Source organism: Lysobacter capsici, from assembly GCF_014779555.2.
Taxonomy (GTDB): Bacteria; Pseudomonadota; Gammaproteobacteria; order Xanthomonadales; family Xanthomonadaceae; genus Lysobacter; species Lysobacter capsici.
In genome coordinates, this window is the sequence record NZ_CP094357.1 from 2,022,208 (window position 1) to 2,041,130 (window position 18,923).

17 protein-coding genes and 1 pseudogene are annotated in these 18,923 nt (G+C 67.2%); 12 read left to right on the plus strand and 6 right to left on the minus strand.

Translation table 11 applies throughout. The annotated features are described in order from the left end of the window. Positions 1–5 precede the first annotated feature (5 nt). A complete protein-coding gene (frr, locus tag IEQ11_RS08440; protein ID WP_036113716.1) occupies positions 6–563 on the minus strand; it encodes a ribosome recycling factor in 558 nt (185 codons plus the stop codon). A 286-nt stretch (positions 564–849) separates the two neighbouring features. Beyond that, entirely contained in the window at positions 850–2,001 is a 1,152-nt protein-coding gene (locus IEQ11_RS08445; RefSeq protein WP_281439925.1) for a cation diffusion facilitator family transporter, read from the minus strand. A 193-nt stretch (positions 2,002–2,194) separates the two neighbouring features. Here IEQ11_RS08445 and IEQ11_RS08450 point away from each other — a divergent pair, with 193 nt between their 5' ends. Together IEQ11_RS08450 and IEQ11_RS08455 are read left to right on the plus strand one after the other, a co-directional pair. Then, entirely contained in the window at positions 2,195–2,581 is a 387-nt protein-coding gene (locus IEQ11_RS08450; protein WP_036113719.1) for a BlaI/MecI/CopY family transcriptional regulator, read from the plus strand. A gap of 1 nt (position 2,582) precedes the next feature. Beyond that, positions 2,583–4,817, plus strand: coding sequence for a M56 family metallopeptidase (locus IEQ11_RS08455; protein WP_247024762.1), 2,235 nt, complete (start codon positions 2,583–2,585; stop codon positions 4,815–4,817). A 228-nt stretch (positions 4,818–5,045) separates the two neighbouring features. Here IEQ11_RS08455 and pyrH read toward each other — a convergent pair whose 3' ends face one another. Beyond that, a complete protein-coding gene (gene pyrH / locus IEQ11_RS08460; RefSeq protein WP_036113722.1) occupies positions 5,046–5,768 on the minus strand; it encodes a UMP kinase in 723 nt (240 codons plus the stop codon). A gap of 338 nt (positions 5,769–6,106) precedes the next feature. On the opposite strand from pyrH, the gene IEQ11_RS08465 reads away from it, so the two are divergent. The 3 genes from IEQ11_RS08465 (at position 6,107) to IEQ11_RS08475 (ending at position 7,733) form a co-directional block, all read left to right on the plus strand. Further along, entirely contained in the window at positions 6,107–6,799 is a 693-nt protein-coding gene (locus tag IEQ11_RS08465; RefSeq protein WP_036113729.1) for an AIM24 family protein, read from the plus strand. A gap of 88 nt (positions 6,800–6,887) precedes the next feature. After that, the gene (locus IEQ11_RS08470) at positions 6,888–7,283 is read left to right on the plus strand and encodes an SH3 domain-containing protein (RefSeq protein WP_191821918.1); all 396 of its coding nucleotides are present in this window, start codon (positions 6,888–6,890) and stop codon (positions 7,281–7,283) included. Positions 7,284–7,325: 42 nt separating this feature from the next. Then, positions 7,326–7,733 carry an integron gene (locus tag IEQ11_RS08475; protein WP_191821919.1) on the plus strand — a complete coding sequence of 136 codons (408 nt, stop codon included), beginning with the start codon at positions 7,326–7,328 and terminating at the stop codon, positions 7,731–7,733. Between the two features lie 494 nt (positions 7,734–8,227). On the opposite strand, the gene tsf is transcribed toward IEQ11_RS08475, so the two are convergent. The 3 genes from tsf to IEQ11_RS08490 all read right to left on the minus strand — a co-directional run bounded on the left by tsf (position 8,228) and on the right by IEQ11_RS08490 (position 11,530). Further along, positions 8,228–9,109, minus strand: a complete 882-nt coding sequence (tsf, locus tag IEQ11_RS08480) for a translation elongation factor Ts (RefSeq protein WP_046656141.1) — start codon at positions 9,107–9,109, stop codon at positions 8,228–8,230. A gap of 173 nt (positions 9,110–9,282) precedes the next feature. Continuing rightward, entirely contained in the window at positions 9,283–10,134 is an 852-nt protein-coding gene (rpsB, locus tag IEQ11_RS08485) for a 30S ribosomal protein S2 (RefSeq protein WP_036113735.1), read from the minus strand. Positions 10,135–10,615: 481 nt separating this feature from the next. Next, positions 10,616–11,530: an MBL fold metallo-hydrolase gene (locus tag IEQ11_RS08490; protein ID WP_191821920.1), complete on the minus strand. Its 915-nt coding sequence runs from the start codon at positions 11,528–11,530 to the stop codon at positions 10,616–10,618. A 99-nt stretch (positions 11,531–11,629) separates the two neighbouring features. Between IEQ11_RS08490 and map the strand changes: the two genes are divergently transcribed. From map to dapE, 7 genes and pseudogenes are all read left to right on the plus strand, one after another. Next, positions 11,630–12,406 carry a type I methionyl aminopeptidase gene (gene map / locus IEQ11_RS08495; protein ID WP_036113789.1) on the plus strand — a complete coding sequence of 259 codons (777 nt, stop codon included), beginning with the start codon at positions 11,630–11,632 and terminating at the stop codon, positions 12,404–12,406. Further along, a complete protein-coding gene (glnD, locus tag IEQ11_RS08500) occupies positions 12,403–15,105 on the plus strand; it encodes a [protein-PII] uridylyltransferase (protein WP_191821921.1) in 2,703 nt (900 codons plus the stop codon). Before map ends, glnD begins: the two co-directional genes overlap by 4 nt. Before the next feature lie 53 nt (positions 15,106–15,158). Then, positions 15,159–15,995: pseudogene (dapD, locus tag IEQ11_RS08505) on the plus strand (2,3,4,5-tetrahydropyridine-2,6-dicarboxylate N-succinyltransferase); the annotation flags it as partial. A gap of 67 nt (positions 15,996–16,062) precedes the next feature. Further along, positions 16,063–16,518, plus strand: a complete 456-nt coding sequence (locus IEQ11_RS08510; protein ID WP_191821922.1) for a hypothetical protein — start codon at positions 16,063–16,065, stop codon at positions 16,516–16,518. Then, complete coding sequence (locus tag IEQ11_RS08515) at positions 16,515–17,003, plus strand: hypothetical protein (protein WP_191821923.1); 489 nt, start codon at positions 16,515–16,517, stop codon at positions 17,001–17,003. The genes IEQ11_RS08510 and IEQ11_RS08515 overlap by 4 nt, the downstream gene beginning before the upstream one ends. Positions 17,004–17,056: 53 nt before the next feature. Next, entirely contained in the window at positions 17,057–17,416 is a 360-nt protein-coding gene (locus IEQ11_RS08520) for a Spx/MgsR family RNA polymerase-binding regulatory protein (protein ID WP_191821924.1), read from the plus strand. Beyond that, a complete protein-coding gene (dapE, locus tag IEQ11_RS08525; RefSeq protein ID WP_247024764.1) occupies positions 17,413–18,573 on the plus strand; it encodes a succinyl-diaminopimelate desuccinylase in 1,161 nt (386 codons plus the stop codon). The genes IEQ11_RS08520 and dapE overlap by 4 nt, the downstream gene beginning before the upstream one ends. The last annotated feature ends 350 nt before the right edge of the window (positions 18,574–18,923 follow it).

Consider the following 18,923-nt stretch of genomic DNA (forward strand, 5'->3'; position numbering starts at 1 on the left):
GCGGTTCACACCGCCATCAGTTCCTGTTCCTTGGCCTTGACCACGCCGTCCACGTCCTTGATCGCGCTGTCGGTGATCTTCTGGATCTCGCCTTCGAAGCTGCGCAGCTCGTCTTCGGTGACCTTCTTGTCCTTGAGCAGTTCCTTGGCCTGATGGTTGGCATCGCGGCGGATGTTGCGGATCGCGACCTTGGCGTCCTCGCTCTGGGCGTGCACGACCTTGGTCAGTTCCTTGCGGCGTTCCTCGGTCAGCGCCGGCAGGTTGATGCGGATCACGGTGCCGGCGGTGTTCGGGGTCAGGCCCAGGTCGGAGGCGAGGATGGCCTTCTCGACCGCGCCGACGATCTGCTTTTCCCACGGGGTGATGGTCAGGGTGCGCGCGTCGCTGACCTGCACGCTGGCGACCTGGCCCAGCGGCATTTCGGAGCCGTGGTAGTTCACTTTCAGATGATCGACCAGCGCGGTGGACGCGCGCCCGGTGCGGATCTTGGTCAGGTCGTGGCGAAAGGCTTCGACACTCTTGGTCATGCGGTTCTGAGAGTCTTTCTTGATGTCGTTGAGCATCGCCGGCTCCGTTCCAGTAGCGGTAATCGCGGGATTATATGGGCTCGGGCGGGTTTTGCGGGCCACGGGGTCCCGGCGCGGACGCCCACGGCGGCCCGGATCGGCGAAATTGACGAGCGTTCGCGGTCGTTCGAGGGGATGCGGCGCGGCACGATGCGCATCGCGAATGCAGGCGATGCGTCGCCGGGGATCACGTTTTGCGCGGAATCGTAGCGGCTGCGTTCAGGCCCGGCCGGGTGAGCGGTGCGATGGGCCGGCATTTTCGCTGCGATGCAGCATGCGGCGCTCAGGGGCGATGGGCGTGCTGGCGCGGGTGGTCGTGCGGGTGCTCGTCGTGGGGCCGGTCGTCGTGAGGATGGCCGTCGTGACCATGACCGCAGTCATGGTCACGGTGCGCTTGATGACCGAGGTCATGGTCATGCCGCGGACCATGGCTGTAGTCATGGTCATGGTGCGCATGGCCGTGATCGTGCGAATGATCCGACCCATGCGCATCGTGCCCATGCCCCTCGTGCCCATGCGCGTGCCCGCCGTGCGGCGCGCGGTCGTGGCGATCGTGCTCGCAGGCGCGGCCGTGTTCGACCTGCAGGGTCGGGTGATTGATGCCGAAGCGACGGTCGAGTTCGCGGTTGAGGCGATCGATGAAGGCGTCGTGGTCGTGGTCGTCGGGCCGCACGATGTGCGCGGTCATGGCGATTTCGCCCGCGCCCAGCGACCAGATGTGCAGATGGTGGATCGCCTGCACCCCCGACTGCTGGCGCAACAGGGCTTCGACTTCGCCGCGGTCGATGCCGCGCGGCACCGCGTCCATCGCCGCGTTGAAGGCTTCGCGCAGCAGGCCGAAGGCGCCGACCGCGACCACCGCGCCGATCAGCAAGGCGATCGCCGGGTCCAGCCATTCCCAGCCGGTCAGCCACATGCCGGCGCCGGCCAGCACCGCGGCCAGCGACACTGCCGCGTCGGCCATCAGGTGCAGGAAAGCGCCGCGGCGGTTGAGGTCGTGATCGTGCCCGTCGCGCACCAGCCAGGCCGCGCCGAGATTGACCGCGATGCCGAGCGCGGCGACCACGATCACCGGCAGCGCGGGAATTTCCGGCGGCGCGTTGAAGCGGCGGATCGCCTCCCAGGCCAAGGCGCCGGAGAAACCCACCAGCAACAGCGAATTGGCCAGCGGCGACAGCAAGGTCGCGCGCCGCCAGCCGTAGGTGTGGCGCGCGGTCGGGGCGCGCTTGGCCAGCACCGCCGCGCCCCAGGCCAGCGCCAGGCCGAGTACGTCGCCGAAGTTGTGCAGCGCGTCCGACAGCAGCGCCAGCGAATTGGTCATGAAGCCGTAGCCGGCTTCCAGCGCGGTATAGGCCAGATTGATCAGGGTCACCGCGGCGAATGCGCGGGTGCCGCTGACGCCGTGGTGGTGGCCGTGGTGACTGTGCGAGTGCATGGGCGAATGCTGTCACGGCCGCGCCCGCGAACACTATTACAGGCCACCGCGCGACCGGTTTAAACCATGACCGGCGTCGGCGAATCCCAATGCCGGGTGTCGCCGCGCGGGCGAGGGCGGCATGACTTCAGGCACGTTGACTACGTTTGTAGTCAAAGCAACTATGACTACAGCTGTAGCCATGAGGGGCGACATGAACCGCAAATCCATCGGCGACCAGGAACTGGCGCTGCTGCAATACCTGGCCGAACAGGGCGACGCCTCGGTCGGCGAAGTCGCAAGCGGCTACGGCGAGCCGCGCGGGCTGGCGCGTTCGACCGTGCTGACCATGATGGAGCGCCTGCGCGCCAAGGCCTACCTGCGCCGGCGCAAGGTCGGCGGTGTGTACCGCTATTCCACCGCCACCCAGCCCGACGACGTGATGCGCTCGGCGGTCGGCAAGTTCGTCGCCAACACCCTGCAGGGCTCGGTCTCGCCGTTCGTGGCGTGGATGTCGCAGCGCGCGCAGGTCAGCGACGACGAACTGGCCGAACTGGAAAGTCTGGTCGCCGATCTGCAATCGCGGCGCAAGGAGGATTGAGATGACTCTGGACTGGATCGGTGATGTCCTGCTGCCGCGTTTGCTCGCGGCCGGATTGCAATCGCTGCTGGTGGTCGCGGCGGTATGGCTGCTGTGCCGTTATCTGCGTCTGAGCGCCGCGTTGCGCTGCTGGTTGTGGTGGTGCGCCGCGTTGCAGTTGTTGCTCGGCGCGTTGTGGCCCACGCCGTTGAGCCTGCCGCTGTTGCCGGCGTCGTGGGATCGGGCGAGCCAGGCCGCGAGCGTCGCGGCGGCGGCGCCGCAGTTGTCGTCGGCGGCGCAATTGCCGTTCTTCGTGACGAAGGGCGCGACGGACGCCACGGTCGCCGCCGCAACCGCGCCCACCGCGCATTACTTGACCCCCGACTGGCTGTCGTGGCCGCTGGTGTTCGCCGCCCTGTGGCTGTCCGGATTTCTGCTGGTCGCCTTCGCCAGCGTGCGCGGCTATGCCGCCGCGTGCCGCCGCATCGCCGCATCGCGGCCGTGCGAACAACCGCAAGTGCTCTCCACTTATCGCGCGCTCGGCGCCAGCCTGGGTTTGAATCGCCTGCCGCCGCTGCGGGTGTCGACGCAGATCGATTCGCCGCAATTGATCGGCCCGCCGGCGACGGTGCTGTTGCCGCGCGAACGCCTGGCGCATCTGAGCGGCGACGAACTGGCGATGGCGCTGCATCACGAACTGGTCCACGTCCGCCGCCGCGACCTGTGGTGGGGCTGGGTGCCGGCGCTGGTCCAGCACCTGTTCTTCTTTCATCCGCTCGCGCATGTGATCGCCCGCGAGTACTCGATCGCGCGCGAAGCGGCCTGCGACGCGGCCGTGCTCGACACCCGTCGCTATGCCGCGCACGACTACGGGCGCCTGTTGCTGCGTCTTGGCGTCGCGCCGCGTCCGGCGGCCGGTGTCGCCAGCGCATCCCCCACTTACACGATTTTGAAGAGGAGACTCATCATGTTGCAGAACGCGACTCCGTCCTCGCACCTGGGCGGTTTGATCCTGACTGCCGCCATCGTCCTGGTCGGCTTGGTGCCGTATCGGGTGACCGCCGCGGCCGGCGAGCGCGCGCCGCAATCGCAATCGCGCAGCGTGTCGATCCATTCCTCGGACAAGAACGGCGAAACCCGCATTACCGAGATCAACAACGGCGGCGATCCGCAGGTCTGGGCGATCAAGGGCGATCAGTACTACAAGGTGAGCGCCGACGGCGGCTATCAGCCGGTGACCGACGCGGCGACCCGCGCGCGCTTGCGGCAACGCATGGACGAGTCGCGCCGGGCGGCGGTGGACGCGGAGAAAGCCGGGCGCGCGGCCGAGCAGGCCGGTCGCGAGGCCGAACGCGCCGGACGCGAAGCCGAGCGCCATGCGCAGGCGGCCGGTGTCGCGGCGGAGCGCGCGGCGCGCGATGCCGAACGCGCCGGGCGCGACGCAGAACGTCAGGCGCAGACGGCCAGCATCGCCGCCGAGCGCGCGGCGCGCGACGCGGGACAGCAAGCCCGGCTCGATGGCGAACAGGCCCGGCGCGATGCAGATCAGGCCAAGCGCGATGGCGAACAGGCGCGACGCGATGCCGCTCAGGCGCGCCGCGACGTCGAGCAGGCCCAGCGCGATGCCGAACAGGCCAGGCGCGACGCCAGTCAGCACGGGCTCGACAGCGCGCAGCATCGACGCGACATCGAACAGGCCCGCCGCGATGCCGCTCAGGCGCGTCGCGACGCGCTGCTCTCCGCGCCGGAAGCAGCGCAGATCCGCCGTATCGCCGAGCAAGCCCGGCGCGATGCCGGTCGCCATGCGATGAGCAAGGCCGAGATCGCGCGCATCTCCGAACAGGCCCGGCGCGACGCGAGCCGTTACGCGATGAGCCCGGCCGAGATCGCGCGCATCTCCGAACAGGCCCGGCGCGACGCGAGCCGTTACGCGATGAGCCCGGCCGAGATCGCGCGCATCACCGAGCAGGCCAAGCGCGACGCGAGCCGTTACGCGATGAGCCCGGCCGAGATTGCCCGCATCACCGAGCAAGCCAAGCGCGATGCGAGCCGTTACGCGATGAGCCCGGCCGAGATCGCGCGCATCACCGAGCAAGCCAAGCGCGATGCGAGCCGCTATGCGATGAGCCCGGCCGAGATCGCTCGCATTACCGAACAGGCCAAGCGCGACGCGAGCCGTTACGCGATGAGCCCGGCCGAGATCGCGCGCATCACCGAGCAGGCCAAGCGCGAAGCGCAGGTCGAGGTGTGGCGCTGACGGTGTCGGGTGGCCGCGCGGCGACGCGATGAGCGCGCCAGCGCAATGTCGTCGAGCGCGCGAGCGTACAAGCGACGCCACCACGACGGAATAATCGGACCTGGTAAATAAAAAGACCCGCCAATGGCGGGTCTTTTCGTTCCGGCATGAGACGCAAGCGGTCGATGATCGAGCGCCGGACCGCGAAAGCGATGTTCCGGGCGATGCCCGTTCGTCGCCGCTGCGCGATCAGCCGCGGCCCTGCACTAGCGTGCCGATGTTCTCGCCGCGCAGGATCTTCAGCAGCACGCCCGGCTGGCCCATGTCGAAGATGCGCAGCGGCAGTTCGCTGTCGCGGCACAGCGCGAACGCGGCGGTGTCCATGACCTGCAGGTCGCGGGTGATCACCTCGTCGTAGCTGAGCTTGTCGAAGCGCACCGCGTCGCTGTGCTTCTTCGGGTCCTTGTCGTACACGCCGTCGACCTTGGTCGCCTTGAGCAGCAGGTCCGCGCCGATCTCGATCGCGCGCAGCGCGGCGCCCGAGTCGGTGGTGAAGAACGGGCTGCCGACGCCGGCGGCGAAGATCGCCAGACGGCCTTTTTCCAGATGACGGATGGCGCGGCGGCGGATGTAGTCCTCGCACACGTCGTTGATCTTGATCGCGCTCATCACCCGCACCTTGGCGCCGAGCTTTTCCAGCGAATCCTGCATCGCCAGCGCGTTGATCACGGTGGCCAGCATGCCCATCTGGTCGCCGGTGACCCGGTCCATGCCGCCGGCCGCCAAGCCCGCGCCGCGGAAGATGTTGCCGCCGCCGATCACCAGCGCGATTTCGGCGCCGGCCTGCTGCACTTCGATGACTTCGCGCGCGAGCCGGCCGATCACCTTGGGGTCGATGCCGTAGTCCTCATCGCCCATCAATGCTTCGCCGGAGAGTTTCAACAGGACACGGCGATACACGAGCTGGGACATGGGCGGTCTCGGGGGAGGCGGAAAACGTGGCGGATTGTAGCTCAAGCGCCGCGCGCGCAGGCATGCGCGAACGGGCCGCTACGCGATGGCCGGGTCGGCGCCGCACCTGTCCAGGCCGTCGCCGGGCGCGGATCGGCCGGGTGGAGCGAGGCGGGACGCCGCGGTCGCGCCGATTTGCGCCATGCGGCGGTCGGGCGCGCGCGGCGTTCGAAAACCGTGATGTAAAAGGCGGACACGGGAGGACCGGGTATGATCCGGCCGCCGGTCCAGCCACTGGAACCGCCGCCGCGCGCGCCCACCGTGAGGTCGCCGCCGCGCATTACCCAAGGAGATGGAAAGTGTCGATCAAGAACCTCAACGAATTCGTCGAAGCGTCCAAGCAGAAGGATCTGAGCCAGGAAGCCTTCGAACTGGAAAGCTCGCACCTGCTGGAAGTCAAGCTCAACGGCCGCGTCTGGGCCAAGTCCGGCTCGATGGTCGCCTACCGCGGCGGCGTCAAGTTCGTCCGCCAGGGCATGCTCGAACAGGGCCTGGGCAACCTGCTGAAGAAGGCGATCAGCGGCGAAGGCACCCAGCTGATGAAGATGGAAGGCCAGGGCCGGGTCTACATCGCCGATGCCGGCAAGAAGATCACCCTGCTGCGCCTGGCCGGCGAGTCGATCTTCGTCAACGGCAACGACGTGCTCGCCTATGAAGACGGCGTGCAATCGGACATCAAGATGATGCGCAAGGTCTCGGGCATGATGTCCGGCGGCCTGTTCAACATCAAACTCAGCGGCAGCGGCGTGGTCGCGATCACCTCGCACTACGAGCCGCTGACCCTGGCGGTGACCCCGGACCAGCCGGTGTTCACCGACCCGAACGCGACCGTCGCCTGGTCCGGCGGCCTGAGCCCGGACATCGTCACCGATATCTCGCTGGGCACGCTGTTCGGCCGCGGCTCGGGCGAGAGCATCCAGCTCAAGTTCTCCGGCACCGGCTGGGTGGTGGTGCAGCCGTACGAAGAAGTGTATTTCCAGCAGACCAGCTGATCGCGACAGCGTGAACCGGCGCGCGTCGTTTCGGCGGCGCGCGCTTCGGGAGTCGTGGCCCGTGTTTGAATCTGCAAGGAGTGCACGGATGAAGACAGCGATGCGCTTGTGCCTCGGCGGCGCGTGGGTGTTGCTGGCGGCTTCGGCCGCCGCCGGACCGCCGTCCTCGACGCCGGTCGGCGACATCGGGGCGGGAAGCCCTTGCGAATCGATCGGCGAAGTTCGCGGGCTCAAGCTGGGCGGCGACGGTTTTCTCGCCGTGCGCGCCGGGCCCGGTAGCGAGCATGCGCTGCTCGACAAGCTCGGCAACGGCCGCCGGGTTTACCTGTGCCGCGGCGAGGGACGATGGGTGTCGGTGTTGTATCCCGACCCGGGTTCGAAGGACGCGCGCTGCCTCGCGGAGTCGGCCGATATCGGCAAGTATCGCGGCCCGTGCAAATCCGGCTGGGTTCATTGGAACTGGATCGGGATCATCGCCGGCTGAGGCTGCGCGCGCTCGACTGCGGGCGACGACAGGAGATTGAACATGAGTAAACGCATGTGGACGGGATCGATGCTGGCCGTGGCGCTGCTTGCGCCGGTCGCGCAGGCGAGGGCGCCCGCGGCGGTGCCGGTGCGGGTCGGAGGCGACGAGGTGCTGGATGCCTGCGGTTCGCTCGCGCAGGTCACCGGTCTGAGGGCCGACGGCGACGGGTTTCTCGCGGTGCGCGCCGGGCCGGGCGCTGCGTACGCGATGCTCGACAAGCTCGGCAACGGCCGCGAGGTGTATCTGTGCGATAGCGCAGACGGCGATCGGTGGCTTGCGATCGTCTATCCCACCGCGCCCGGGATGAAGTGCGAGGTCGGCGCGCCGATCGCCCGCAAGCAGGTGTATCGGGGGCCTTGCAAGGCGGGGTGGGTCAGGTCGGCTTGGGTTGTGGTGATGGCGGGTTGAGGTTTCAGCGCTATCGCGCCAGAACTTCATGCCCGCAAAGGCGGGCTCGGCTTTATTTCGGCGTAGCCGAATATTCAGCGGCTTCAGCGCCATCCCTCAAGAACGTCATTCCCGCGAAGGCGGGCGTTGCTTTACTTCGGCGAAGCCGAACATCCAGAGACTTCAGCGCCATCTCTCAAGAACGTCATTCCCGCGAACGCGGGAATCCAGTGCCTTTCGTGCGAGAACGCTTGAAGTCACTGGATTCCCGCGTTCGCGGGAATGACGGTAGGGAAGTGCGTTGGAACGTGGGAGTTCGTCGCTTCGGACAACTTGCGCAACCCGCAGCGATAGAGCGTCACGCTCTACTCGACCCTCGACCCTCGACCCTCGACTCCCAAACCCCAAACCCCAAACCCCAAACCCCAAACCCCGATTCCCAAATCCCACCCAAAGAAAAAGGCCGCGAACTTCGCGGCCTTTCTCGTACTGCAGCTTGAAACCCGCGGAATGGCTTACGCCAGACCCGCCTGCTTCATGACTTCGGCGGCGAAGTCGTCGACCTGCTTCTCGATGCCTTCGCCGACCGCGATGCGCTGCATGCTGACCACGTCGGCGCCGGCGGCCTTGAGCACCTGCTCGACGGTCTGATCGGTGTTCAGCACGTACGGCTGGCCGTACAGGGTGACTTCGTTGACGATCTTGGCGATCTTGCCGCCGATGATCTTCTCCAGGATGTCGGCCGGCTTGGACTTGTCCTTGTCGGACATCTTCGCCAGTTCGATTTCCTTTTCCTTCGCCACGAAGTCGGCTGGCACGTCGCTGGCCTTGATGTGCGGCGGGTTCATCGCCGCGACATGCATCGCCAGGCCGCGCGCCAGGTCGGCATCGCCGCCCTTGAGCTCGATCAGCACGCCGATGCGGCCGCCGTGCACATACGCGGCGACGTTGTTGGCGCTGTCGATCTGGATCAGGCGACGCACCTGCAGGTTCTCGCCGACCTTGGCGATGACCGCGGCGCGGGTTTCTTCGACGGTCTCGCCGGAGGCCAGCTTGACCGCCTTGAGCGCCTCGGCATCGGCCGCGCCCGAGGACAGCGCGGCTTGCGCCACGGTCTCGGTGAAGGTCAGGAAGTTCGCGTCCTTGGCGACGAAGTCGGTCTCGGAGTTGATCTCGACCAGCACGGCCTTGCCGCCGTCCTGGGCGACCGCGATGCGGCCTTCGGCGGCCACGCGGCCGGCCTTCTTGTCGGCCTTGGCCAGGCCCGACTTGCGCAGCCATTCGGCCGCGGCGTCGATGTCGCCGTTGTTTTCGACCAGCGCCTTCTTGCACTCCATCATGCCGGCGCCGGTGCGCTCGCGGAGTTCCTTGACCAGGGAAGCGGAAATATCAGCCATTGGGGTTACCTCAGGTATACGTGTTGCCCCGCAGAAGCGGCGCAAGCCGCGACTGGCATCGCCGGGATGCGGCGACGATCGCGGCTTGCGCCGCTTCTGCGAGGTTGGATGGTGCGTATCGCAGCCGCGCACTATGACGCGGCTGCGTTACCGGGCGCTGACGACGGCCGCGATTACTCGGCGGCCGGAGCCGGAGCTTCGCCGTCGGCCTTCTTGGCGGCGGCCGGAGCCGGGCCCTTCTTGGCCGGAGCGCGGCCGCGCGGGGCGCCCTTGCGGTCGTCCTTGCCGGCTTCGCCTTCGGCTTCGGCGAAATCTTCTTCGCGCACGTTGCCGACCTGCGGAGCGGCGGCCTTGCCTTCGAGCACGGCGTCGGCGGCGGCGCGGGCGTACAGCTGCACCGCGCGGATGGCGTCGTCGTTGCCCGGGATGGCGTAGTCGACCAGTTCCGGATCGTAGTTGGTGTCGACCACCGCGATCACCGGGATGCCGAGCTTCTTGGCTTCCTTGATCGCGATGTCTTCATGACCGATGTCGATCACGAACAGCGCGTCGGGCAGACGGTTCATTTCCTTGATGCCGCCCAGCGAGGCTTCCAGCTTGTCGCGCTCGCGGCGCAGGCCCAGCACTTCGTGCTTGACCATCTTCTGGAAGGTGCCGTCGGTTTCGCCGGCTTCCAGTTCCTTCAGGCGCGAGACCGACTGCTTGACGGTGCGGAAGTTGGTCAGGGTGCCGCCGAGCCAGCGCTGGGTCATGAACGGCATGCCGCAACGCTCGGCTTCTTCGCGGATCGACTCGCGCGCCGAACGCTTGGTGCCCAGGAACAGGATGGTGCCGCGCTTCTGCGCGATCGCCGAGATGAAGTTCATCGCGTCGTTGAACAGCGGAACGGTCTTCTCGAGGTTGATGATGTGGATCTTGCCGCGGGCGCCGAAGATGTACGGACCCATCTTGGGATTCCAGTAGCGCGTCTGGTGGCCGAAATGGACGCCGGCTTCCAGCATCTGGCGCATGGTGATCTGGGGCATTGCATTACTCCGAAGGCAGTGGAACCGACGCCGCATGAGTGATGGCGTTTCGACCCGGAGCAGGGCTCCGAGGCGAGGGGTTCCGGGGTTGGGCCTCCCTGTCGCTTCCGTGTCCGAACCGCTTGTCCGGTCGTGGAGCCTGGGCTCCCGACTGATCGCGCGGCACCCCGGCACGGGCTGTGGCGGCAGGTGTGTATTCGCCGGTGACGCCCGGCGTGGGCGGCCGCGGAAGGGGTTCGAAGAACGAACGGTCCAGCCGCAAAGCCGGCGAAGTGTAGCCGGGACGGGGGTTTTGGGCAACTGGCGGGGACTTGACGGGCAGGGGCCGGCGGTCTTCGCTGGCTGAAGGCCTTTGCTGGGCGGGTGTCCAGCCCGTGTGGTCCGCTCAGCGGCGATCGAACCGCGGTGGATGAACAGCGTAGGGCCCGAGGACCGGCCCACGAAGACCTCGGGCTAGCTTCGACCGGGCCTGTCGACCGCCCTAAGGCCGGGCAGGCAGCGAATCGTAGACCGAGCCCACGATCTGCGCGGGTTTGACCCAGTCCTGGCCCCAGATCGCGTCGAGGTCGCGGGTTGGCGCCGCCGCCAGGGTCTGCTCGCGGGTCTTGCCGGCGCGCTTGAGCCGGGCGACCCGGTCGCGAACCTCGACCAGCATGTCTCGCGCTTTCTTGAGATCGGCCCGGTCGCCGACCGGCCCGTGCCCGGCGACGATCCGGGTCCCCGCATCGGACAGCGCCAGCCCGCGATCCAGTGCCGCGATCAGCCCATCGACGGTCCCGCCGGTGCCGGTGTCGATGATCGGGTACAGGCCGTTGAAGAAGCAGTCGCCCATGTGCAGCACGTTGGCGGCCGGGAAATGCACCAGCAGGTCGCCGTCGGTATGCGCGGCCGGCACATGGATCAGCCGCGCTTCCAGCTCGCCCAGGCGCAGGCGAGCGTCGCCGAGCACGGTCACGCTCGGGCGCCCGGCCGGCGGCAGGGCCGGCATCATCCGGTCGAGGTGCTTGAGGTAGGTGTCCTGGGCCATGCGCCGATAGGCATTTTCGTGCGCCACCACGCTGGCGCCGCGGCCGGCCAGGGCCTCGTTGCCGCCGACATGGTCGAGGTGCCAATGGGTGTTGACCACGTAGCGCAGCGGTTTGTGGCCCTGCAACGCCTGCTGCAGCGCCGGCGCGGTCTTGCCCAGCTCGCTGTCGACCAGCAGCGCGGCGTCGGCCGATTCGGCCAGCAGCACGGTGGTCGCCGGTCCCTTGAACACCGACAGGCCCGGGGCGAGTTCGACGAAGGCCGGCGCGGGCGGCGCAGGTGGCGAGGCCGCAGCCTGCGCCGCGATGGCCGGGCTCAGCAGAAACGACCCGGCCAGGCCGGCGGCGATCGCGATAGCGCGCGGATTCATCGGATTCTCCCGGGACGGGCCGACCCAAGCCTGCCGGCCGATACGCAGCGATGCGTTCGGCGCGATGATAGGCGAACGTGAATGAGCGATAATGCGGCCATGGCCATTTCCATCAAAACCCCCGAAGAGATCGAAAAGATGCGCGTCGCCGGCCGCCTGGCCGCCGAGGTGCTGCAGGTCGTCGCGCCCTACGTGAAGCCGGGCGTCAGCACCGGCGAGCTGGACCGCATCTGCAACGAGCACATCGTCAACGTGCAGAAGGCGATCCCCGCCAACGTCGGCTACAAAGGCTTTCCGAAGACCGTGTGCACCTCGGTCAACAACGTGATCTGCCACGGCATCCCCAGCGACAGCAAGATCCTCAAGGACGGCGACATCGTCAACATCGACGTCACCGTGATCAAGGACGGCTGGCACGGCGATACCAGCCGCATGTATTACGCCGGCACGCCGTCGGTCATGGCCAAGCGCCTGGTCGAGGTGACCCGCGAGGCGATGTTCCGCGCGATCCGCATCGTCAAGCCGGGCATGACCCTGGGCGACATCGGCCACGCGATCCAGACCTACGCCGAAGCCGAGCGCTTCAGCGTGGTGCGCGATTACTGCGGCCACGGCATCGGCCGGATCTACCACGAGGATCCGCAGGTGCTGCATGTCGGCCATCCGGGCGAGGGCCTCAAGCTGGTGCCCGGCATGACCTTCACCATCGAGCCGATGATCAACGAAGGCACCTATCGCCATAAGACCCTGCCCGACGGCTGGACCGTGGTCACCAAGGACCGCAAGTTGTCGGCGCAGTGGGAGCACACCATCGCCGTCACCGACGACGGAGTCGAGATCCTGACCCGCGTGCCGGGCGACGACAACGACCTATGACCGGCCCCGTCGCCGATAACCCATCGGCGACGCCCCCGGCGCCGCCCAGCGCGGCGCTCGATCCGGCGGCCGATGCGCCGCCGCCCGGCAGCCCCGCGGCGATCCGCGCCGCGCTCGCCGCGGTCGATGCCGCGCTCGCCGAACGTTTCGACCGCGATGCCGAAGCCGACATCGATCGATTGCTGCGCGCGCGCACCGACGCGGTCGACACTCAGGTGCGCGCCGCGTGGCGCGCCTGCATCGACGACGGCGCGCCGCTGGCCTTGTTCGCGGTCGGCGGCTACGGCCGCGGCGAACTGTTTCCGCAGTCCGATATCGACCTGCTGATCCTGGCCGAGCCGCAGGCGCAGACCGCGCAGGCCGAACAGCTCGGCTGTTTCTTCGCTTCGTTGTGGGACGCTGGCCTGCCGGTCGGCCACGCGGTGCGTTCGGCCGCGCAATGCACCGAGGCCGCCGCCGACCTGACCGTGCTCACCGCGATGCTGGAAGCGCGCCCGATCGTCGCCGACGCGATCGCGCAGATGGCCTTGCAGGTGGCGGTATCGCCATCGCAGGTGTGGCCGGCGCGCGACTTCTTCATCGCCAAGCGCGACGAACTGCGCCAGCGCCACGCGCGCTACGGCGACACCGCCGACAACCTCGAGCCCAATCTCAAGGAAGGCCCGGGCGGCATGCGCGATGTGCAGACCCTGCACTGGATGGCGCTGCGCATCATCGGCACCTCCGACCTGGAATCGCTGGTCTCGATCGGCCAACTCGGCCCGGACGAATTGACCTCGCTGGAACGCGAACGCCGCGCGCTGTCGCGCTTGCGCTTCGGCCTGCATCTGGTCGCGCGCAAGCGCGAAGAGCGCCTGCGCTTCGACTACCAGAAGCTGCTCGCCGAACGCCTGGGCCATGTCGACAACGCCGACAACCTCGCGGTCGAACAGATGATGCAGGGCTTCTACCGCAGCGCCGCGCTGGTGCTGCGGATCGGCGAGCGCCTGCTGCAACGTTTCGAGGAACAGATCGAAGGCGAAGCGGTGCCGGTGCCGCTGTCCTCGCCGTACGACGCGTTCGAACTGCGTCGCGATTACATCGCCGCGCGCGACGCCGAGTGGCCGCGCGACGCCGCCGACGTGTTCGCGCTGTTCGCGGCCTGGGCCAGCCACGACGAAATCCGCGGCCTGCATTCGCAGACCGCGCGTACCCTGGCCGAAGCGCTGGGTAAGATTCCGAGCTTCGACCAGGCCGAACCGGCGTTGCGCGAACGTTTCCTCAAGATCCTGCGCGGCCCGCATCCGGTGCATGCGCTCGAACGCATGGCGCGCCTGGGCGTGCTCGGTCGCTGGATTCCGGCGTTCTCGAAAGTCTCCGGGCGCATGCAGTTCGATCTGTTCCATGTCTACACGGTCGACCAGCACACGCTTGCGGTGCTGCGCAATCTGGCGCGCTTCGCTTCGGGCGTGGCCGACGAGCGTTTCAGCATCGCCCACGAAGTCTGGCCGCGCCTGCGTAAACCCGAGCTGCTATTGCTGGCCGGCCTGTTCCACGACATCGCCAAGGGCCGCGGCGGCGATCATTCCGAACTCGGTGGCGAAGACGCGCGCGTGTTCGGCGCCACCATGGGCCTGAGCGAGTCCGACACCGCGCTGGTCGAGTGGCTGGTGCGCCAGCATCTGCTGATGTCGGTGACCGCGCAGAAGCAGGACATCGCCGATCCCGAGGTGATCCACCGGTTCGCCAGCAAGGTCGCCGATCGCGAACACCTCGATCACCTGTACCTGCTGACCTGCGCCGACATCGCCGGCACTTCGCCGAAGTTGTGGAACGCGTGGAAGGACCGGCTGCTCGCCGACCTGTACACCGCGACCCGGCTTGCGCTGCGGCGCGGCCTGGAGCATCCGGTGGCCGGCGCCGAACGCGCCGCGGAAACCCGCGAAGCCGCGCAGGCCATGCTGGCCGCGTTCGGCGCGCGCGACGAAGAAATCGCCGCCTTGTTCGCGCGCATGCCGGAAATCGCGTTCCAGCGCGGACGCCCCGATCAGATCGCCTGGCAGGCAGCGTCGCTGCGTGGCGTGGCCTTGGGCGACACACGCGTGCGCGCGCGACCGGTCAGCGCCCACGGCGGCGCCCATGCCGGCGCGCTGGAAGTGTTCGTGCATTCGCCCGATCGCGACGGCCTGTTCGCCGCGATCGTGGCCACGCTCGATCGTCTCGGCCTGGCGATCCAGCAGGCGCGCGTGCTCGACGGTCCGCTCGGCGCGATCTTCGACACCTTCGAAGTGGTGCCGACCGATCCGCGTCAGCCCGCGAGCGCCGAAGAGGTCGAACGCCGACTGGAAGCCGCGCTGTCCGGATCGCTGGAACGGATCAAGCCGGCGCGCCGCGCGCAACCGCGGCATCTGCGCCATTTCCGCATCGCGCCGCAGATCGAATTCGCCGCCTATTCCAAGCCCGATGCGCTGAGCCCGCGCAGCGTGCTGAGCCTGGTCTGCACCGACCGCCCCGGCCTGCTCGCCGACGTCGCCCAGACCTTGCGCAAACAACGCCTGCGCGTGCACGACGCGCGCATCGCCACCTTCGGCGAACGCGCCGAGGACGTGTTCCAGATCACCAGTGTCAACAGCGACGGGCACGATAGCCCGCTCGATCAAACGCAACAGCAGGCCCTGCGCGACGCGCTGCTGGCCTGCCTCGAAGGAGACAGTCGATGAGCCCCGCAAAGAAGACCACCAAGAAGACCGCGAAGAAGAAGAGCAACGAGGCGCCGGGCATCGACGAACTCAAGTTCATGATCGACAGCGCCTTCGAGCGCCGCAGCATGCTGACCCCGGACGAGATCGAAGGCTCGACCCGACCGACCGTCGAACGCGTGATCGACGGCCTGGAGCAGGGCGAATTCCGCGTCGCCGAGCCCGACGGCAAGGGCGGCTGGAGCGTCAACGAATGGCTCAAGAAAGCCGTGCTGCTGTACTTCCGGGTCAACGAGATGCAGGTGGTCGAAGCCGACCCGGCGCCGTTCTGGGACAAGGTGCCGGCGCGTTTCGACGGCTATGGCGAAGCCGATTTCCGCAAGCTCGGCGCGCGCATCGTGCCCGGCGCGATCGCCCGCCGCGGCGCCTACATCGGCAAGGACGTGGTGCTGATGCCGAGCTTCGTCAACATCGGCGCGCACGTCGGCGAAGGCACGATGGTCGACACCTGGGCCACGGTCGGTTCGTGCGCGCAGATCGGCAAGCACTGCCACCTGTCCGGCGGCGCCGGCATCGGCGGCGTGCTCGAACCGCTGCAGGCCTCGCCGACCATCATCGAAGACCATTGCTTCATCGGCGCGCGTTCGGAAGTGGTCGAAGGCTTCGTCGTCGGCCACCACAGCGTGATCGGAATGGGCGTGTTCCTGGGCCAGAGCACCCGCGTCTACAACCGCGCCACCGGCGAGATCAGCTACGGCTCGGTGCCGCCGTACAGCGTGGTCGTGTCCGGTCAGCTGCCGGCCAAGGACGGATCGCATTCGCTGTACTGCGCGGTGATCGTCAAGCAGGTCGACGCGAAGACGCGTTCGAAGACCAGCATCAACGATCTGCTGCGCGGGTTGGCCGACTGAGGTCGCGGCGGGCCGGATCAACGGCCCGCCGAGTTCAGCGATTCGGAAAGGACGGTGACCTCGAGTGATGAGCGCGAACCTTCGAACCCGGGGCGAGGTGATCTCGCAAAGTCCGTACTTGAATAAGCGCATATTCCCCGCGCTGATGCTTGTGCCCGGCGCGGTGATTTTCTTCGGCGGTTTTTCCTTGTTCGAGATGCTCGTCGTGCTCTTGCCGCTGCTGTTCTCGGCTGGCGTGGTGTTTGTTTTTTTCAGGGGCTATGCCGACGAGGTCACGGATTTCGGCGACATGCTGCGAGTGCGTCGCGGCGACATGGTCGAGCTGATGCGCATCGAGGAGATCGCCCGCGCGCGGCGGCACTGGCGATCGATCAGCCTGCGCATCTGCCGCCGTACCCGCCTGGGTACGGACATCATTTTCTTCAGCAACTTCGCCACCAGCGCGGACCAGATCGAGCGCCGCGCCGCAGCCGGCGCAGCGAGGCCGCGTCACGACGCGGATTTGCCCAGGGCGGATCGATGATCCGAATTTCGGCCCGCATGATGGTGGTCTACAAATGGATTGCGCCGGCGATGAGTCTGCTGATTCTGGCGGCTGCTTCGTTGCAGTGGAGCAAGTCAGATGGCGCGTGGCCCTGGTATTTCTGGGTCTTCTTCGCGCTCGCCATCATCGCCGCCGCCGCGCACGGCGTGAAGATGGGAAGGCTGGCGGACGAGGTCGTCGATCACGGCGATTACCTGCGGGTGCGGCGTGGGAGCATCGAAGAGAGCATTCCGATCGCCGACATCGAAAAAATATCGTCGAGCCATGCGTTTCGGCCGGCCCGGGTGACATTGCTGCTGCGTCGGCCAGGGCGCTTGGGCGACCGCGTCTCGTTCATTGCGCGCGAGAACTGGCTGGGATTCTACGTCGAGAGCACGGCGGTGGTCGAACTCAGACAGCGTATCGCGCTGAAGAAAATCCATGATGAGTTCGTCGGTGCCGACGGTATGCATGGTTCCGGCTGAGCGCCGGAATCGAACACGAAATGTATCGGCTTAAAACAATAACCGAGGTCGAGATGACGACGCTTTACGGCTTGAACAACTGCGACACCTGCAAGAAAGCGCGCAAGTGGCTGGACCGCTTCGAGATCGCGCACGGCTTCGTCGATTACCGCGATAACCGGCAGGCGCCGGAGACGCTGATCGAGTGGAAGAATCAGCTCGGCGGGTGGGAATCGTTGATCAACAAGTCTTCGACCACTTGGCGCACCTTGCCGCCCAATCGCAAGGAGCCGGCGTCGGATGCGGAGTGGAAGCTGTTGTTGAAGGAATACCCGCAACTGATCCGCCGGCCGGTGGTGGTGACCGACGACGGCAAGGTCAGTCAGGGCTTCAGCAACAACGGCTTCAAGCAGCGGTTCGGGATCGGCTCGTGAGCGCGGCCGGTCATGCCGATGGGCGCAGCGCGGTGCTCGCGCTGACCTGCGATCTGATCGCGCGGCCGTCGGTGACGCCGGAGGATCTGGGGTGTCAGACCTTGATCGCCGAGCGCTTGCGCCGCGCCGGATTCGCCTGCGAACACCTGCGCTACGGCGAGGTCGACAATCTGTGGGCGGTGCATGGCGACGGCGATGGGCCGACTCTGGTGCTGCTCGGCCATACCGACGTGGTGCCGTCGGGGCCGGTCGACAGTTGGGCCAGCGATCCGTACCTGCCGGAGATCCGCGACGGCGTGTTGTATGGGCGCGGCGCGGCCGACATGAAGGGCAGCGTGGCGGCGTTCGTGGTGGCGTTGGAGCAATTCGCGGCCAAGCATCCGCGCCATCGCGGTCGCGTCGCCTTGTTGCTGACTTCGGATGAGGAAGGCGATGCGATCGACGGCGTGCGCCGGGTCGCCGACACCTTCCGCGCGCGCGGCGAGCGCATCGACTGGTGCATCACCGGCGAGCCGTCCTCGACCGCGAAGCTCGGCGATCTGTTGCGGGTGGGGCGGCGCGGCACCTTGTCGGCGACGCTCAAGGTGATCGGCGTGCAGGGCCATGTCGCCTATCCGGAAAAGGCGCGCAACCCTATCCATCAGGCCATGCCGGCGCTGTCGGAACTGGCCGGACGGCGATGGGACGATGGTTACGAAACCTTTCCGCCGACTTCGCTGCAGATCAGCAATGTCCATGCCGGGACCGGCGCCAACAATGTGATTCCGGGCGAGCTGCAGGTGTTGTTCAACCTGCGCTTCAATCCGAGCTGGAATGCCGAACGGCTCGAGCGCGAGTGCGAGGCGGTGTTGCAGGCGCACGGGCTCGAGTACGAAATCCGTTGGTTTCGCGGTGGCGAACCGTTCTACACGCCGGAAGGTCCGCTGCGCGCGGCGGCGCGTGAGGTGCTGGCGCGGTTTGCCGGCGCGGCGCCGTTGGAGAGCACGGGCGGTGGGACTTCGGATGCGCGCTTCATCGCGCCGCTGGGAGCGCAGTGCATCGAGATCGGGCCGGTGAATGCGAGCATTCACAAGGTCGATGAGAATGTGTCGGTGGCGGATCTTGAGGCGTTGCCGGGGTTGTATCTGGCGCTGATTGAGCGGTTGATGGTTGGTTGATCGGTTCGCTTGTATCTCGCGTCTGCTCGAAGCCTTCGCCGTAGTTGGGTTTTCGCGGTCGCGGCTTGCGCCGCTCCTACAGGTAGGCAATGCGGCTTCTGCTTGAGCCTGAAGTCCCAGTGCACCACCAGCGCTGCGAGGCTTGTAACTCGCGTTAGCAAAAGCACACCCGAAGGGCGACGCGCATGGATGCGCGTCGCGCGCCACCGGGACATGGATGTCCCGTGTGGCGCGTGCCCGCGTAAGCTCCGCGCTTGCGGGCCTTTGATTCACAAAAAAGCATTTTTCTTTGGTTACCTTTCTTTTGTTGCTTTAGACAAAAGAAAGTGACCCGCCGCTTCAGCGGCGGA

Excerpts from the sequence above, each read along its gene's own strand:
- IEQ11_RS08445 (WP_281439925.1), bottom strand. The coding sequence starts at position 2,001 with ATGCACTCGCACAGTCACCACGGCCACCACCACGGCGTCAGCGGCACC.
- pyrH (WP_036113722.1), bottom strand. The coding sequence starts at position 5,768 with ATGTCCCAGCTCGTGTATCGCCGTGTCCTGTTGAAACTCTCCGGCGAA.
- IEQ11_RS08510 (WP_191821922.1), top strand. The coding sequence starts at position 16,063 with ATGAGCGCGAACCTTCGAACCCGGGGCGAGGTGATCTCGCAAAGTCCG.
- IEQ11_RS08475 (WP_191821919.1), top strand. The coding sequence starts at position 7,326 with ATGAGTAAACGCATGTGGACGGGATCGATGCTGGCCGTGGCGCTGCTT.
- frr (WP_036113716.1), bottom strand. The coding sequence starts at position 563 with ATGCTCAACGACATCAAGAAAGACTCTCAGAACCGCATGACCAAGAGT.
- IEQ11_RS08455 (WP_247024762.1), top strand. The coding sequence starts at position 2,583 with ATGACTCTGGACTGGATCGGTGATGTCCTGCTGCCGCGTTTGCTCGCG.
- IEQ11_RS08490 (WP_191821920.1), bottom strand. The coding sequence starts at position 11,530 with ATGAATCCGCGCGCTATCGCGATCGCCGCCGGCCTGGCCGGGTCGTTT.
- IEQ11_RS08520 (WP_191821924.1), top strand. The coding sequence starts at position 17,057 with ATGACGACGCTTTACGGCTTGAACAACTGCGACACCTGCAAGAAAGCG.
- tsf (WP_046656141.1), bottom strand. The coding sequence starts at position 9,109 with ATGGCTGATATTTCCGCTTCCCTGGTCAAGGAACTCCGCGAGCGCACC.
- glnD (WP_191821921.1), top strand. The coding sequence starts at position 12,403 with ATGACCGGCCCCGTCGCCGATAACCCATCGGCGACGCCCCCGGCGCCG.
- rpsB (WP_036113735.1), bottom strand. The coding sequence starts at position 10,134 with ATGCCCCAGATCACCATGCGCCAGATGCTGGAAGCCGGCGTCCATTTC.
- IEQ11_RS08470 (WP_191821918.1), top strand. The coding sequence starts at position 6,888 with ATGAAGACAGCGATGCGCTTGTGCCTCGGCGGCGCGTGGGTGTTGCTG.
- map (WP_036113789.1), top strand. The coding sequence starts at position 11,630 with ATGGCCATTTCCATCAAAACCCCCGAAGAGATCGAAAAGATGCGCGTC.
- IEQ11_RS08515 (WP_191821923.1), top strand. The coding sequence starts at position 16,515 with ATGATCCGAATTTCGGCCCGCATGATGGTGGTCTACAAATGGATTGCG.
- IEQ11_RS08450 (WP_036113719.1), top strand. The coding sequence starts at position 2,195 with ATGAACCGCAAATCCATCGGCGACCAGGAACTGGCGCTGCTGCAATAC.